The organism is Streptococcus oralis subsp. tigurinus (genome assembly GCF_002356415.1).
GTDB lineage: Bacteria > Bacillota > Bacilli > Lactobacillales > Streptococcaceae > Streptococcus > Streptococcus oralis_F.
This window is the reverse complement of record NZ_AP018338.1, coordinates 846,556-862,887: the sequence shown is the minus strand read 5'-3', so window position 1 is coordinate 862,887 and position 16,332 is coordinate 846,556. Positions and strand designations below refer to the sequence as shown.

General features: G+C 42.5%; 15 protein-coding genes. All 15 read right to left on the bottom strand.

Annotation, left to right across the window (positions count from 1 at the left end; translation table 11 throughout):
• Positions 1-135: 135 nt before the first annotated feature.
• The 15 genes from STO1_RS04400 to recN all read right to left on the bottom strand — a co-directional run bounded on the left by STO1_RS04400 (position 136) and on the right by recN (position 16,331).
• Positions 136-915, bottom strand: a complete 780-nt coding sequence (locus STO1_RS04400; protein WP_000160503.1) for an L-threonylcarbamoyladenylate synthase — start codon at positions 913-915, stop codon at positions 136-138.
• 25 nt (positions 916-940) lie between these two features.
• A complete protein-coding gene (leuD, locus tag STO1_RS04395) occupies positions 941-1,534 on the bottom strand; it encodes a 3-isopropylmalate dehydratase small subunit (protein WP_096422111.1) in 594 nt (197 codons plus the stop codon).
• 9 nt (positions 1,535-1,543) lie between these two features.
• On the bottom strand, positions 1,544-2,926 hold the full coding sequence (gene leuC / locus STO1_RS04390) for a 3-isopropylmalate dehydratase large subunit (RefSeq protein WP_096422109.1): 1,383 nt from the start codon (positions 2,924-2,926) through the stop codon (positions 1,544-1,546).
• A gap of 3 nt (positions 2,927-2,929) precedes the next feature.
• Positions 2,930-3,199, bottom strand: coding sequence for a DUF1294 domain-containing protein (locus tag STO1_RS04385; protein WP_049536564.1), 270 nt, complete (start codon positions 3,197-3,199; stop codon positions 2,930-2,932).
• Positions 3,196-4,233: a 3-isopropylmalate dehydrogenase gene (gene leuB / locus STO1_RS04380; RefSeq protein ID WP_096422107.1), complete on the bottom strand. Its 1,038-nt coding sequence runs from the start codon at positions 4,231-4,233 to the stop codon at positions 3,196-3,198. Before leuB ends, STO1_RS04385 begins: the two co-directional genes overlap by 4 nt.
• Positions 4,234-4,244: 11 nt before the next feature.
• Positions 4,245-5,807, bottom strand: coding sequence for a 2-isopropylmalate synthase (locus tag STO1_RS04375; RefSeq protein ID WP_096422105.1), 1,563 nt, complete (start codon positions 5,805-5,807; stop codon positions 4,245-4,247).
• A gap of 314 nt (positions 5,808-6,121) precedes the next feature.
• Complete coding sequence (locus STO1_RS04370; RefSeq protein WP_000461561.1) at positions 6,122-6,778, bottom strand: MmcQ/YjbR family DNA-binding protein; 657 nt, start codon at positions 6,776-6,778, stop codon at positions 6,122-6,124.
• 43 nt (positions 6,779-6,821) lie between these two features.
• A complete protein-coding gene (locus STO1_RS04365; protein WP_000638773.1) occupies positions 6,822-7,454 on the bottom strand; it encodes a copper homeostasis protein CutC in 633 nt (210 codons plus the stop codon).
• 93 nt (positions 7,455-7,547) lie between these two features.
• Positions 7,548-7,907, bottom strand: coding sequence for a YbaN family protein (locus STO1_RS04360; protein WP_001220350.1), 360 nt, complete (start codon positions 7,905-7,907; stop codon positions 7,548-7,550).
• Positions 7,908-8,013: 106 nt separating this feature from the next.
• Positions 8,014-10,101 (bottom strand): type I DNA topoisomerase, encoded by a 2,088-nt coding sequence (topA, locus tag STO1_RS04355; RefSeq protein WP_057489171.1) that lies wholly within the window; start codon positions 10,099-10,101, stop codon positions 8,014-8,016.
• Positions 10,102-10,332: 231 nt separating this feature from the next.
• The gene (gene dprA, locus STO1_RS04350; protein WP_096422103.1) at positions 10,333-11,181 is read right to left on the bottom strand and encodes a DNA-processing protein DprA; all 849 of its coding nucleotides are present in this window, start codon (positions 11,179-11,181) and stop codon (positions 10,333-10,335) included.
• 81 nt (positions 11,182-11,262) lie between these two features.
• Complete coding sequence (locus tag STO1_RS04345; protein ID WP_096422101.1) at positions 11,263-11,886, bottom strand: hypothetical protein; 624 nt, start codon at positions 11,884-11,886, stop codon at positions 11,263-11,265.
• A gap of 146 nt (positions 11,887-12,032) precedes the next feature.
• Positions 12,033-13,856, bottom strand: a complete 1,824-nt coding sequence (gene lepA, locus STO1_RS04340; RefSeq protein ID WP_007522109.1) for a translation elongation factor 4 — start codon at positions 13,854-13,856, stop codon at positions 12,033-12,035.
• 78 nt (positions 13,857-13,934) lie between these two features.
• On the bottom strand, positions 13,935-14,663 hold the full coding sequence (locus STO1_RS04335; RefSeq protein WP_096422099.1) for a metallophosphoesterase family protein: 729 nt from the start codon (positions 14,661-14,663) through the stop codon (positions 13,935-13,937).
• Positions 14,664-16,331: a DNA repair protein RecN gene (gene recN, locus STO1_RS04330; protein ID WP_096422097.1), complete on the bottom strand. Its 1,668-nt coding sequence runs from the start codon at positions 16,329-16,331 to the stop codon at positions 14,664-14,666. It lies immediately after the preceding gene.
• Position 16,332: the final 1 nt, after the last annotated feature.

Below are 16,332 nucleotides of genomic sequence, written 5' to 3'. Positions count from 1 at the left end.
CTAGTCAGTATTTAATATTTCAAAATCCTATTTCATATATAGAATATCATATCCTATAAAAAAAGAAAAGAATTTCTAAAGAAAAGTCCAGTGTAGAGACTTTATTCCCTCTCAACACTAGACTTCTTTTCAATATTAATAATACTCCCCTTGACGATAATCCCATGAGTTAAAGGTATCTGACAGGTGCATCATAATCTTATCAATGTCAAGCCCTTTACGGATCACAACTGGAGCTGGTGAGATTGAGCGAGCTCCTCCTTGTTCTGGGATGAGTTTACCATCTTTATCAACCATAGAAACCATCACCCCTTGTTCGTAGCGAGTTTCAATCGTTTTGTCAGGCTGGATTGATGCCACGTAGTCGTCTGCTTCAATGACAAGGTCCACTGCTCCTTCGATACGTTCTCCGATACCTTCCACCTTACCACGATTTCCTTTTCCAGATGGGTTAGCTGATGATGCGTATACCATTTTACCTTCTTCCCAAAGTTTAGCAGCCAACTGTTCACCAGCTTTACCAAACTTGATGACAAAACAGCTAGTACCACGCACGTCTGTCATGAGTTCTTCACGACCATCACCGTATGCTTTCAATTTTTCAAAGGCTTCTGGTTTCCAAGGAAGGATACAACCTAGGAGAATGTCTTCGTCCCAATGTTTTTGGTAGAAGGCTTCAATTTCTGGATTGAGTTGTGCTAAAGCGCGAAGCTCGTCCATGCTACCACAGAGAACAACCCCTGGTTTGTTACGGTTACGCTCTTTGGCTTCAAACTTGCGTTCAAGTCCTGCCTTATCGCTAGTCATGATGATATAACCAACCTTGGTAGGACAAACGATACATCCGCCCTCACCTTTTAAAATGTCATAGCCTTCTTGTGAAAGTGTTCCGTTCCATTGAATGTGTTTTGTCATAGTTCTATTTCCTTTTCTATTTTTTCTAATCCTGCCAGTAGGCTGGGCGTTGTTTTTCATAAGCAGCAATCAAATCTTCATACTGCAAGGTAATACCGATATCATCCAAACCATTTAAGAGCTTGTGTTTCCATTCGCTATCGATTTCGAAAGTGAAGACTCCAACTGGTGAGATGATTTTCTGTTGTTCCAAGTCCACGGTTATCTGATCTCTTGGTTGTAACTGGGCTAATTTTTCTCTAACCTCACTAGGTTGAACAATGGGCAACATACCATTATTGAGTTCATTATTGTAATGAATATCTCCAAAAGAACCTGCAATTACAACCTTAAAACCATAGTCTGCTAGAGCCCAAGCAGCGTGTTCTCTGGACGATCCTGCGCCAAAGTTATCCCCTGAGATGAGAATACTAGCTTTGCGATATTCAGGTCGGTTAAAGACAAAGTCTGGGTCCTCAGTATACTTGTCATCCAAATATCGCCAAGCATACATAAGGTATTTACCAAAACCTTTCTTATCAATTAACTTGAGAAACTGCTTGGGAAGGATTTGGTCGGTGTCAATGTTATCATTCATGAGAGGAACAGTCGTTCCCGTATAAACTGTAAATTTCTCCATATCCTCTCCTTACTGGGCCTCTGGCATTTGCCGAACATCTACGAAACGCCCTGCTATAGCTGCCGCAGCTGCCATGGCTGGACTGCAGAGATGGGTCTTAGCACCAAATCCCTGTCTATCTTCAAAGTTTCGGTTACTGGTTGAAGCACAGTGCACGCCATCAGGTACCTTGTCTGGATTCATCCCTAGACACATGGAGCAACCTGGGTCTCTCCACTCAAAGCCAGCGTCTAAGAAGACCTTATCCAAGCCCAACTTCTCAGCAGCTCGTTTGACAGGACGAGAGCCTGGCACTACGATTGCTGTTAGATTGGGAGCAATCTTCTTCCCTTTGACAAATCGCGCAGCCAGTTGCAAGTCACTGAGACGAGCATTGGTACAAGACCCGATAAAGATATAACCTAGTTCAATATCCGCTGGCTTTTGACCAGGCTCCAAGTCCATGTAATGATAGGCACGTTCATCGTTCATATCCTTAATTTCTGGGAAGCTACTGTCAAAGTCAACGCCCATAGCAGGATTGGTTCCCCAGGTCACCATAGGAGCCAAGTCTGAGACATCCATCCGGATAACCTTATCATAAACAGCATCGTCATCGCTGACTAGGGTTTTCCAATCCGCCACAGCCTCCTCGAAAGCTTCGGGAACACATTCCCGTCCCTTGAGATAGTCATAGGTGGTCTGATCTGGATTCATAATTCCCATCTTAGAGCCAAACTCGATGGACATATTGCAGATGGTCATTCGCTCCTCCATGGTCAGAGCATCAATCGCTTCCCCACGATATTCCACAACGTAACCAACACCACAAGCAACGCCATACTTGGCAATCAAGGCTAAAATGTAATCCTTAGAATAAACTCCTTTTTGAGGAACACCAGTGAATTCTACCAGCATTTTCTTGGGTTTGACCTGCCAGAGGGTCTGGGTGGCAAAGACATGCTCGACCTCACTAGTCCCAATCCCAAAGGCGATAGCTCCGAAAGCCCCGTGGGTGGCTGTATGGCTGTCTCCACAGACGATGAATTTTCCTGGTTGGGTCCGTCCTGTTTCTGGACCAACCATGTGAACAATCCCTTGCTTCTCAGAACCGTGGGCTGCATGTTCAATCCCAAACTCCTCAACATTTTCAGCAAGCTTATCAATTTGAGCCTTAGAAATCACATCTCGAATATCGTAGATATTGACCGTTGGTACATTATGATCAAAAGTTCCAAATGTCAAGTCTGGCCGTCTCAATCTGCGCCCCGCATCTCGTAATCCTTGAAAGGCTTGGGGACTGGTCACCTCGTGAATATAGTGTTGATCTACATACATGAGTTGGGGCTGCCCCTCTTCTCCTGTGATGACATGACGGTTCCATAATTTATCAAAAATCGATTTTCCTGCCATCTATTACCTCCAAATGAAATATAAGGCTACAAGTGTGGTTACCATCCCAAGGAACCAAACCGTTTTAAAATACCATTTTCTAGTCTTGTGGTGAAAGGTCATTCCTGCTAACCAAGCGCCAAATCCACCACAGACAAGTGCTATAGTCAAGAGAATTTTCTCTGGGATGCGCCAAGCACCTCTCCTTGCCTTGGATTTGTCAATGCCATAAATCAAGAAAACCATGACATTCCAAATCAAAAGAACTAGAGTAATTTTTTCATCTAACTTCATAACCTTGCAATAATAGCTTCCGTCATTTCCTTGGTCGAAGCCTGACCTCCTATATCTCTTGTTAAAATGCCTGCTGCCAAACTGGCTTCTATAGCTTGTTCGATACGCCCTGCATCCTCAGAACGCCCAAAACTATCTCTCAGCATCATGGCAACTGATAAAATCATGGAAATAGGATTGGCAATTCCTTGACCTGCAATATCAGGTGCCGAACCATGAATAGGTTCATAAAGACTTGGACCTTTTTCAGAATGACTAGCTGATGGCATGACTCCAAGCGTGCCAGATAGAACGCTTGATTCATCTGATAGAATATCTCCGAAAAGATTTTCTGTCACGATGACATCAAATTTAGCAGGATTTGTAATCATAAGCATGGCAGCTGAGTCCACTAACTGGTGTTCCAAGGTTACATCTGGGAAATCCTGCGCAACCTCCTCAGCTACTCTCCGCCAGAGTTTTGATGTCGCTAGAACATTTTGCTTATCGATACTAGTAACGATTTTTCTGCGACTTCTTGCAATTTCAAAAGCCTTGCGAATAATCCGCTCCACTTCCTCATAGCTATAGTCGTTGATATCACGCGCTTTGCGCTCTTCTAGGATATGATCTCCAAAGTAAATCCCACCTGTCAACTCACGCACCACGACAAAGTCTACACCAGCAATTCGTTCCGATTTGAGAGGTGACAAATGCTTGAGACTGTCAAAAATCTTAACAGGTCTAATATTGGCATAGAGATTGAGTTCCTTACGAAGAGCCAGCAAGCCTTGTTCAGGGCGAATCGCTGCCCCATCATACTGGGAACTACCGATAGCCGCCAGAAGGATAGCATCTGCTTCTCTACTTGCCTTGAGGGTTTCATCAGGTAAGGGATGCCCAGTAGCATCAATACCTGCACCTCCAAAGGTGCGTCTATCTATTTCATAGTCAAAACCTGTTTTTGAAGCTAGAGCTTCCAGAACTGCTAAACCAGCTTCCATGATTTCTGGACCGATTCCATCCCCTGCTAGAGCTACTATTTTCTTTGTCATAGCCTTCTCCTTTACACACTAGGCATGTCTCGGTAGGAAACGCTGCGCCCCATCTCACCAGCATTCTCTTTTTGAACAAAGGTATTGGCATTGATATAAGCAATCGCCGAAGCCTTCAATACATCGAAGTCAAGACCTGTCGCGTTAAAGATGGTCTCTGTATCTCTGTTTTCAACAGTAACCAAGACACGAGCTTGAGCATCAATTCCATCTGTCACAGCATCAATGGTATAGGACACCAAACGGACGGATTGGTTAAAGAACTTATCGATAGCGTTAAAGATTGCTTCAACGGAACCTTGCCCTGTCGCATTAAATTCAACTTTCTCACCATCCATATTAGCCAGGCTAACAAGCGCTTCAATATCATTGTCTGCATGAGCTTGAAGTTGTAAATCATCAAAGTGGAAGCCTTCTGGATTTTCAACCATGGTTCCAGCGACCAGCGCACGAATATCTGCATCTGTGATTTCTTGTTTCTTGTCTGCTAGTGCCTTGAACTTAGCAAAGAGTGGTTTGATATCCTCTTCTGTAAAATCTAGGGCCAGTTCTCTTAGTTTTTCAACAAAGGCATGGCGACCTGACAATTTTCCAAGCGGAAGACTGTTACTCTTGACACCGACCAATTCAGGTGTAATGATTTCATAGGTAAGAGGATTTTTAAGAACTCCATCTTGGTGAATACCAGACTCGTGAGAGAAGGCATTACCACCAACGACAGCCTTGTTTTTAGGAACTGGAATACCAGAGAAGCGAGAAACCATTTCTGACGTATTAATGGTTTCATTTAGGACAATACTTGTCTCTGCCCGATAGTAATCTTGGCGAATATTGAGGGCCACTGCTATTTCTTCCAAAGCAGCATTCCCAGCTCGCTCCCCAATACCATTGATAGTCCCTTCAACACGTCTTGCACCGTTCTTGACAGCAGCAAGGCTGTTAGCCACTGCCATTCCGAGGTCATCATGACAGTGAGGTGAATAGATAATCTGACGATCCGTCTTGATATTCTCAATCAAGTATTTGAAGATAGCTCCGTACTCTTCTGGCGTGATGAATCCAACCGTGTCAGGGATATTGATATAAGACGCACCAGCATCCACCGCTGTTTGAACGACTTGCAAGAGGAAATCCAACTCTGTTCTAGTCGCATCTTCAGGAGAGAATTCGACGATTTCAAACTTAGAACGAGCATAAGAAACATGTTCACTGATTGCTTCCAAAATCTCTTCCTTGCTCTTATTGAGCTTATACTTACGGTGAATCGGACTGGTGGCGATAAAGACGTGAACCTGAGGATACTTGGCATCCTTGAGCGCCTCATAACAAGCATCAATATCAGACTTGACCGAACGTGCTAGACCAGTTACCGCCGTTTTCTTCAAGACTTTAGCAATCTCCTGAACTGCCTTAAATGAGTCTGGGCTAGCAGCTGGAAAACCAGCTTCGATGGCTGAAATGCCCCACTTCTCCAGCTGCCTTGCAATTGCAATTTTTTCCTTGATTGAAAAGTTAACGCCAGGTGTCTGCTCTCCATCTCGAAGGCTGGTATCTAGAAATTCAACTGTTCGCATAAGATTTCCCCTTTTCCAAATATGGTTTTAAAAAAACATCTCGCTCAGAAACCCAAGCGAGATGTTGATTTACTCCCGCTTGGTAAGCCAAACAGGACTAATGCTTTTGCACTAGCCCGAGTACCTCAACAACAAAGCAAATTGATTAAACTTAGCTGTTTTCATGTTTGACTTTCTCCTTCGTTTGATGTCTTGTTAAGTATTTTAGCATAGGAAAAATCTCTTGTCAAGAAAAAATCCAATATTTTCTGAAAATTTCTTCAGTAAAGAATATTTTGCTAATTGAAAGTATTTGAAAACTCAAGTAACTTTCCTTATTTTTTCACAGTCAAATTCCAACTTCTTTCGATGAGTTCTAACACTTCTTCATCTAGCAAACTATCATCAAGCGCCAGACTAATCCAGTAGCGTTTGTTCATATGAAAGGCTGGATAAATGCCTTTTTTTGAAAGCAAGTCAGCCACTTGATCGTGTTTGATATTGACTGCTTCGACTAGCCCTTCTCTGCCCTTTTCCAGCTTATCCCATGGGATTCTCATCATAACAGCATACCACTTCTTATTTCCTTCATGTCTTAACACTGCTGTATCAGGCGACTTTTCCCACAGATACTCCAACTGATTACCATACTTTTCCTGAACTTTAGACATGATTCGCTTAGTCTGAGGACAGATAAAATCCTGCACATCAAAGCAATCCTTCCGAATCTGGTAGAGAATCTCCAAACAAGCCTCGCGGACACTTCCTACAAAACTTCCCCGCATACTTTCCATATGTACTTGAGGATAGAGGTCACCCGTTTCCTGGTCAAAGACCTGAAAACTCACATTATCAGTAGTAATGGAGACTGTCATGAAAAAGTCACCCTGCAAAATCTGGCAACTGTAAGTCCAGACTTCCTCATTTTCTACAAAACCATAGGCATGGGCTTTTTCTTTATTAAACTGATAGGATTTAAAAATTTCAAACATAAGTTAAAACTGCTACCAAAAGCTAGCAGTTCCTTTCTATTTTTTAAAAGACAACCTTAGTTCCATGCAATTGTGTCACGCCCAGCTGGTCGATAAAGGTTTGACGGTTGTCAAGGTCAATCCCCCCACCTGGTAGAATTTCAATTTTACCAGCTGCATGTTCCAAAATTCTGTGGTAGTGAGCAAAACGTTTCTCTAGTGAGTCCCCAGACACACCAGCGCGAGTTAAGATACGAGTAACACCAGTTTGGCTTAGCCAGTCAATAGCCTCCAATTGCTCTTCATCACTCAATTCATCAAAGGCCATGTGAAAGACAATTTCCATCCCTTTAGATGCGGCAATCAGCTTCTCAAGATTAGCCTTATCCAACTTCTTATCGGCAGTCAATGCCCCAAAAACTACTCCTTGACTTCCAGCCTGAGCAGTCAAACGAATGTCTTCCAGCATAATTGCTATTTCAAGATCAGTATAGACAAAGTCGCCACCACGGGGACGAATCATGGTCATAATGGTGCTATCATAGTTAGCTGCCAGTTCAACAGCTGCCTTAGTCACTCCATAGCTTGGTGTTGTCCCACCAACTGCTAGATTATCACAAAGTTCGATTCGACGAGCTCCAGCCTGCATCGCTTTTTCAAGTAAGGTCACATTTTCAGCACAAAATTCGTAAATCATTTGATTCTCCTCGATGTTTTCTTTGAATTTATTATATCATATTATTTTAAATATGCTTTCATTTTTATCAAGGCAAATAACTACTATTTTTATCTATTCTTTGTCAGGAATGACTTTAAAGAGATAGTAGGTGATAAAGATGGTCAGGGCTCCCAAACCGATTTTAACAGGCAAAAGAGGGGCAAAATAAATAGAAATTCCCATCAAGATATAGATAGATACGATGATTTTTTTCTTGCGTTCTCGCGCGATTGACTTGGTTTCCCGAAAATCAGCTACATAAGTCTGATAAAGCTTTGTATGATAAAGCCAGTCTTCAAAACGCTTAGAAGATTTTGAAAAGCAAGCGATAGCTAACAAAAGAAAGGGTGTTGTTGGCAAAAGTGGTAGGACAACTCCAATAACAGCTAAAGCCAGTGAAATAAAGCCAATACAGAGATAAATAATACGCATGATTTCTCCTAGATAAATTACTCTTCCTCTAGTTTCGCATACAAGGGGGAAATTTGTCAAGCATCAACAAAAAAGAGCCTGAAATTCATTTTCAGGACTCTTCATTTTATTTAATTTTCTCTTCTTCGTAGTCGCCATTACTACATACAACCTGCTTGCCACCACCACGGACTTTTTTCTCCACAAGGAAGTGTCCGCATTTTGGACAATCACGGCCAATTGGTTTGTCCCAAGAAGTAAACTCACATTCAGGATAGCGATTGCAACCATAGAAGATACGATTGCGCTTGGTTTTGCGTTCAATGATTTGTCCTTGATGGCAGCTTGGACACTCAACACCAATCTCCTTAACAATCGCTTGTGTGTGACGGCAGTCTGGGAAATTACTACAAGCATAGAATTTACCAAAACGACCGAGCTTAATCACCATCGGACTGCCACAAACTTCACAGTCAAATCCAGCTGGCTCATCCTTGATCTGGATTTTTTCCATTTCGGATTCAGCCTTGGCTACTTCTTTGGAGAATGGTTTATAAAATTCATCAATGACACGTTGCCACTGCTCCTTACCAACTTCGACATCATCCAGTTTTCCTTCCATCTCAGCTGTGAAGGTCACATTGACGATATCTGGGAAGTATTCAACGATGAGTTTATTAACAATTTCCCCCAACTCTGTTGGTTCAAAACGTTTAGCTGCCAGACGAACGTAGTAGCGTTTTTGGATAGTTTCAATAGTCGGAGCATAGGTTGACGGACGTCCAACCCCATTTTCTTCCAAGGTCTTGATAAGAGTCGCTTCTGAATAGCGAGCAGGTGGTTGGGTAAAATGTTGCTCTGGCTTGCTATTGACCTGCTTGACCACATCTCCAACAGCCATATCTGGCAACATTTTGTTCTTGTCAGAGTCATTGTAGATAGCAAGATAACCATCAAACTTAACTTGGCTTCCATTCGCTGCAAACTGAACTCCATTTTGAGAGAGCTTGACAGCCATGGTATCAAAGATAGCTCCCGTCATCTGGCTCGCTACAAAACGGTTCCAGATAAGGGTATAAAGTTTGAGCTGGTCTTTGTCCAAGTACTTAGCGATGCTTTCAGGTGTGTTAAAGACACTAGATGGACGAATGGCTTCGTGGGCATCCTGAGCACCTGAGGCATTCTTGACCTTGCTACCATGCTTGGAATACTTGCTACCAAAACGGTCGTTAATGTAGCTTGCCGCTTCATTCTGAGCCACAGGACTGATACGAGTCGAGTCTGTACGCATATAGGTAATCAAACCTTGCACGCCTGATCCGATATTGATCCCTTCATAGAGCTGTTGAGCCACCATCATGGTCTTTCGAGTACGGAAATTGATTTTGTTAGCCGCATCCATCTGCATGGTTGAAGTCGTATAAGGTAGGGGCGCATTGCGTTTGCGCTCTTTCTTATCTACCTGGTCTACTGTGAAATCTTTGCTAGTCAAATGGGATAAGACTTCTTTGACTTCTTCGTTGGTAGTCAATTTCATCTTTTTGCCATTCATACCATAGAAAGAAGCTTGAAATTGCTTGGTTCCCTTCTTAAAGACACCATCAATTGTCCAGTATTCTTCTGGTTGGAAGGCATTGATTTCATTTTCACGGTCAATGATAAGCTTAAGTGCAACCGACTGCACGCGTCCTGCTGATAAGCCCTTCTTGACCTTTTTCCACAAAATAGGCGAAATCGAATAGCCTACCAAGCGGTCTAAGACTCGACGAGCTTGTTGGGCGTCGACCAAGTCCATATCAATCTTGCGAGGTTCTTTAAAGGCATTTTTTACAGCGTCCTTAGTAATTTCATTAAAGACTACACGGTTGGCATCATTCTCGTCCAAGTTGAGAATGTGAGCCAAGTGCCAGGAAATTGCTTCTCCTTCACGGTCCGGGTCACTCGCCAGAAAGACTTTATTGGCCTTTTTGGCTTCTTTTTTCAAGTCATTGATGAGAGGACCTTTGCCTCGGATATTGATATACTGCGGTTCATAGTTATTTTCAATGTCGACCGACATACTGGATTTTTTCAAATCACGGATATGCCCGACACTGGCTAGAACCTTGTAGTTTCTGCCTAGATATTTCTCAATCGTTTTCGCCTTAGCAGGCGACTCCACGATGACTAGATTTTTTTTAACTGTTGATTTTTTCTTCTTTGTTGCCGTAGCCACACTATCACACCTTTTCAAAGTAATAAACTTTATAAAGTGTAAACCATTTTGCCATAACTGTCAAGACTTAGCTCCTATATATAGAAGAAAAGTTTATCTAGTGAGCGAAATTTCTTCTTATACTAAATGAAAACCAAAGAATATACTAAGAAGCTAACCGCAAGCTGCTCAAAATACTGTCTTGAGGTTGTAGATAGAACTGACGTAGTTTGAAGAGATTTTAGAAGGGTATTAAAATTCAAACTCAGCCAGCACATCTTGACCGCTGGTGACCAGTTTTGCTCCCTCTTGGATTAGGTGGTGACAGCCATCTGAATGGCCATCTAAAATGTTCCCTGGAATGGCAAAGACATCGCGCCCTTCCTCCATAGCACGCTCACAGGTGATGAGACTGCCCGAACGCATCCTTGCCTCTGCTACAATAACCCCACGACACAGTCCTGCTATGATACGATTTCGAGCTGGAAAGTGAAATTTCAAGGGTTCTTCACCTGTACCGTACTCGCTAAGTACCAAATGGTGATTGCCAATGTGTTCCTGCAAACGTTTATTGGCTCGGGGATAAAATACATCCAATCCTGTTCCAATCACTGCAATCGTTCTTCCTCCATTCTGGAGTGCAGCCATATGGGCGGCTGTATCAATTCCTTTAGCCAAGCCACTGACCACGATCAACTCGTTTCCCAAACCTTGGATGACTCTCTGAACCGACTTTGCTCCCTGACTAGAACATGAACGGCTCCCTACAACAGCAACTTTCGGAAACTTTAACAAGTCTAGATTTCCTTTATAAAACAAGAGCGCTGGAGCATCATAAATCTCACTCAGATCCCAAGGATAACAGTCATCAAGAATAGAAAAGGAAGGAAATTTTTGGAACTCCTTCTCCAACTGTGCATCATCTATCTGGAAATAGCGTTCCATAAAAACTGCAGGATTACAGCATCCCGATATTTCTGCAATATCACCCAGCAAGAGCTCCTGATCTACAGTCTCATCATATTCAAGAACAGTTAGAATCTGTTGATTGGTCAGCCCTGCTTTTCTCAATTTGTAAATCTCATAGTTTGTGATCTTCATATACAACTCCATTTCTTTTTCTACTCATCTATCTATTCGTAAAAAAAAATAAAAAGAAGACCAAGGATCTTCTTTTTTCATTTATTCAGCTTTAGTAGTTGACCAGCTACTTTCAATCATCGGTAAGATTGTTTTTAAAGTTTCCCCATCCCCTTCAAGTGAAACATAGCGGATTTTACCATCATTTGATCGGAAAACCCAGGTAACGAGGTATTTCCCTGACTTAGCAATTGCATTGACAACATAGGCTTCATAGCCTCCAATGGTCGATTTAGAGCCCCAAACCTTACTGAAATCAGAGCTTTGTTCTTTGGAAGTTAAAATACTAGATGAGACAGTCACAACATCCAGTTTAGCATATTCTTCTTCGCTGATATTGAACTGATCAGCCTTGAAGGTATTCAGCGTAACAATGTTGATATCTGTTCCATCACAATACTGTATATCATTTCCACCTTCTACTTCATGGAATCGAACCCATGATTTGGGTACCTTGACAAATCCATATTCATTCGAACCGATGATTTGCATCTCTTCCTTTTTCGCTTCAGAAACGGCAGAGCTAGAGCCACTCGTTTCCTGACTGCTAGAAGAACTAACAACCGCAGTCGAACTTTCTTCGGTTGCTGTTTGCGAATTATTGGAACATGAAGCTAAAAAAGCACTAACAGTAACTACAGTACCTAAAATCAATAATTTTTTCATCCTACCACCTCTCCATCTGCATTATAAGAAAAATAAGAACTTCTGTCAAATTCTTACCTAATCTATTCTGTTAGTTTCCGATTTTATTGCTCACATTTAAAGCAAAAACTCTTGAAAAATCTTCAAGAGTTTTGTTTTTTTTATTTCTATTCTTCATCCATGCTCAAGACGCTAAGGAAGGCTTCTTGTGGGACTTCTACTGATCCGATAGCTTTCATGCGTTTCTTACCAGCTTTTTGTTTTTCAAGGAGTTTGCGTTTACGAGAAACGTCACCTCCATAACACTTAGCAAGTACGTTCTTACGAAGGGCCTTGATATCAGTACGAGCCACGATCTTGTGTCCAATAGCTGCTTGAATCGGCACTTCAAATTGTTGACGAGGAATGATTTTCTTGAGCTTGTCCACGATGAGTTTCCCACGTTCGTAGGCAAAATCCTTGTGAACGATAAAGCTGAGGGCGTCCACCTTGTCTCCATTGAGAAGGATATCCATTTTGACCAGCTTAGATGGGCGGTACTCTGACAATTCGTAGTCAAAGCTTGCATAACCACGTGTCGAAGACTTGAGCTTATCAAAGAAGTCAAAGACGATTTCAGCAAGTGGAATTTGATAGATAACATTCACACGATTATCATCAATATAGTCCATGGTTACAAAGTCCCCACGCTTGCGCTGAGCTAGTTCCATAACTGCTCCGACAAACTCCTGCGGTACCATGATTTGCGCCTTAACATACGGTTCTTCAATGGTCGCAATCTTGGTTGGATCTGGAAACTCAGAGGGGTTTGACACATCCATAGACTCACCGTCAGTTTGATTAACCTTGTAAATAACAGACGGAGCTGTCATGATGAGGTCAATATTGAACTCACGCTCTAAACGCTCTTGGATAACATCCATATGGAGAAGCCCAAGGAATCCACAACGGAAACCGAATCCAAGCGCCTGAGATGTTTCTGGTTCAAACTGAAGGCTGGCATCGTTGAGCTGCAATTTTTCAAGGGCTTCACGTAGGTCATTGTACTTATTTGACTCGATTGGGTAAAGACCTGCAAAGACCATAGGATTCATTTGCTTGTAGCCATGTAGTGGTTCTGCTGCTGGATTGGTTGCCAAGGTAACTGTATCGCCGACGCGAGTGTCTTGAACCGTCTTGATGGAAGCCGCAATATAACCAACGTCACCAGTCGCGAGGAAATCGCGTCCTACTGCTTTCGGCGTGAAAATACCAACTTCCGTCACATCAAAGGTCTTGCCATTGCTCATGAGCTGAATCTTATCACCAGGTTTAACCACTCCATCCATGACACGCACTTGGAGGATAACCCCACGATAGGCATCATAAACTGAGTCGAAAATCAAGGCTTTTAATGGAGCTGAAACATCACCAGTTGGTGCGGGAACTTTCTCTACGATCTGCTCAAGAATTTCTTCAATACCAATACCAGCTTTGGCTGAAGCTAAGACCGCTTCGCTAGCATCCAAACCAATTACATCCTCAATCTCTGTACGCACACGCTCTGGATCAGCTGCTGGTAGGTCAATCTTGTTAATGACTGGCAGAATTTCCAAATCATTATCCAAGGCTAGATAAACGTTAGCAAGAGTTTGCGCCTCAATCCCTTGGGCCGCATCAACCACTAAAATCGCCCCTTCACAGGCTGCTAGTGAACGCGAAACTTCATAGGTAAAGTCCACGTGCCCAGGTGTGTCAATCAAGTGGAAAATATAGGTTTCGCCATCTTTTGCAGTGTAATTGAGCTCGATAGCATTAAGTTTAATGGTAATCCCACGTTCACGCTCAAGATCCATACTATCCAGAAGCTGGGCTTGCATTTCACGACTAGAAACGGTCTCCGTCTTTTCTAAAATGCGGTCTGCTAGGGTTGATTTCCCATGGTCAATATGGGCGATAATAGAGAAGTTTCGAATCTTCTCCTGTCGTTTTTTTAATTCTTCTAAGTTCATGCTGCTCTTCCTTTCAGGGTATCTATTAATTATAAATTGTTTTTAACATTTTGACAAGACCATACCCTGCTAGGAGTACTAATCTTCGGCAATAAAACCATCATTTTCGATAAAGTGGTGTTCGGTCATACCTTGGTCAGTAAAGACGATCCCATGAAGGACACCACCATAAACAGCTCCTCCATCCATGCCAATCTTGCCATCCTCTGTTATCCAAAGCTCAGCAGTACCTCGGTCTTGCTTGAGCAAACCATAAACCGGTGTATGCCCAAAGACAATGGTTTTTCCAGTATGATTTTCGGCTTCGTGGAATGGTTTTCTGAGCCAGACTTTCTTATAATCTGTTGTTTCATGCCAATCATCCAAAGTTAAATCAATACCTGCGTGAACAAAGATATATTTGTCTGTCTCTACTACAAATGGCATTTGACGAATAAATTCGACCAAGTCTGCTGCTTCAGTCGCAACCCGTTTGGCATCTTCTACGCCATCAACTGGTGCATCCAAAGGACGCCCTAGGATTGAGTTAATGGTTGTATCACCACCATTTCGACGATAGTGGTCATAGCTTTCTTCAGGGTGGTCCAACCAAGTCAAAAACATATACTCGTGGTTTCCTGATAGACAGATAGCCCCTTGATTATCCACCAAGTCCTTAACCATTTCTAGAACACGGCGACTATCTTCACCTCGATCAATCAAATCCCCTAGAAAAAGCAACTGGGTGTGACCATCCCATGTTTTGAGAAGGTCTTCCAGCATACCTGCTTTTCCATGGACATCTCCAATTACATAATAGTCTGTCATTTATTTCATCCTCGTTTGCAATAATTCTCTAGCTTGAGTAAGGGCAGCTTCGGTTACATTTTCCCCAGCCAACATTTTAGCGACTTCCTCTACTCGCTCTTCTAAAGTTAAGAGACGAACAGTCGAAACTGTTGAGTGCTCATCGCTAATCTTCTCAATAAAGAATTGATAATTCGCGATGGCAATTACTTGTGGTAGATGAGAAATAGCAAGAACCTGACCATGCTGACCAATCTTATGAATCTTTTGAGCGATGGCTTGGGCCACACGACCTGAAACACCTGTATCCACCTCATCAAAGACAATACTAGTCTTACCTTCCTTACGAGAAAAGGCGGATTTAATAGCTAGCATGAGGCGGGATAATTCCCCACCGGACGCAACTTTAACCAAGGGTTTAAAGTCTTCACCAGGGTTGGTGGAAATGTAAAACTCAACTGTTTCATTCCCCTCACGGCTGAACTTGCTCTTACTAAAGCGAACTTGAAATTGAGCCTTCTCCATATAGAGGTCTTGCAGTTCTTGTTTAATTTCTGCTTCAAGCTGCTGGGCCAAATCATGACGAGCTGTTGCAAGCTGCCCTGCCAAATCAACAAGATTAACTTCCAATTTCTTGAGCTCTGTTTCCATGTCTTCGGAAGAAAGGTTATTACCCGTCAAGAGATTGTACTCATCCGTAATCTTAGCAAAATAAAGCAGGACATCATCCACAGTTCCACCGTACTTACGGGAAATAGTATTCAGAAGATCTAGGCGATTCTCAACCTGCATGAGGCGATTGCCATCAAAATCTAGATCTTCAATAATATCTTCCAAACGCTTTGTAATATCTTCTAAAACATAGTAGGTCTCTGATAGAGAACTTGAAATTTCACGGTATTTAGGGTCAAATTCTTCGACACTTTCCATGTCATTCATGGCTGAACGGACATTAGCAAGACTGGAGAATTCCTCATTGTCCAACATACTATAGGCATTGGTTAGCGTATCCGCAATGTTCTTATGATTGAGAAGCTTATCTCGTTCTTGGTTGAGAGCCAAGTCTTCACCAGCCTGCAAGTTTGCAGCCTCAATCTCTGCCATTTGAAATTCCAACATCTCAATACGAGCCTTGTGTTCTTGCTGGTTTTTCTTAACTTCCAAAACCTGCTTGCGCATTTTACGATAGGCATCAAAGCTCGTCTGATAGGTCTCCTTCAAGTCCAAGAAAGCTGCATCACCAAACTCATCCAACATCTGGATGTGCAGTTGAGGACGCATTAACTCCTCTTGGTCATGCTGACCATGGATATCCACAAGGTGTTGCCCAATGGCACGCAAGACAGAAAGATTGACCATCTGACCATTCACACGACTAACACTACGACCATTTTGCAAAATTTCCCGGCGGATGATAATTTCATCACCCATTTCCAAACCTTGCTCTTCAAAAAGTTCCTGTAAAAGGCGACTATTTTCAACTGAGAAAAGTCCCTCTATCTCTGCCTTAGGAGCACCGTGACGAATAACGTCTGTCGTTGCACGAGCCCCCAACATGAGATTCATAGCGTCGATAATGATAGACTTTCCAGCACCCGTTTCCCCGGTCAAAACAGTCATACCCTTTTCAAAATTGAGGGAAATCGCCTCAATAATGGCAAAGTTTTTTATCGAAATTTCAAGTAACATA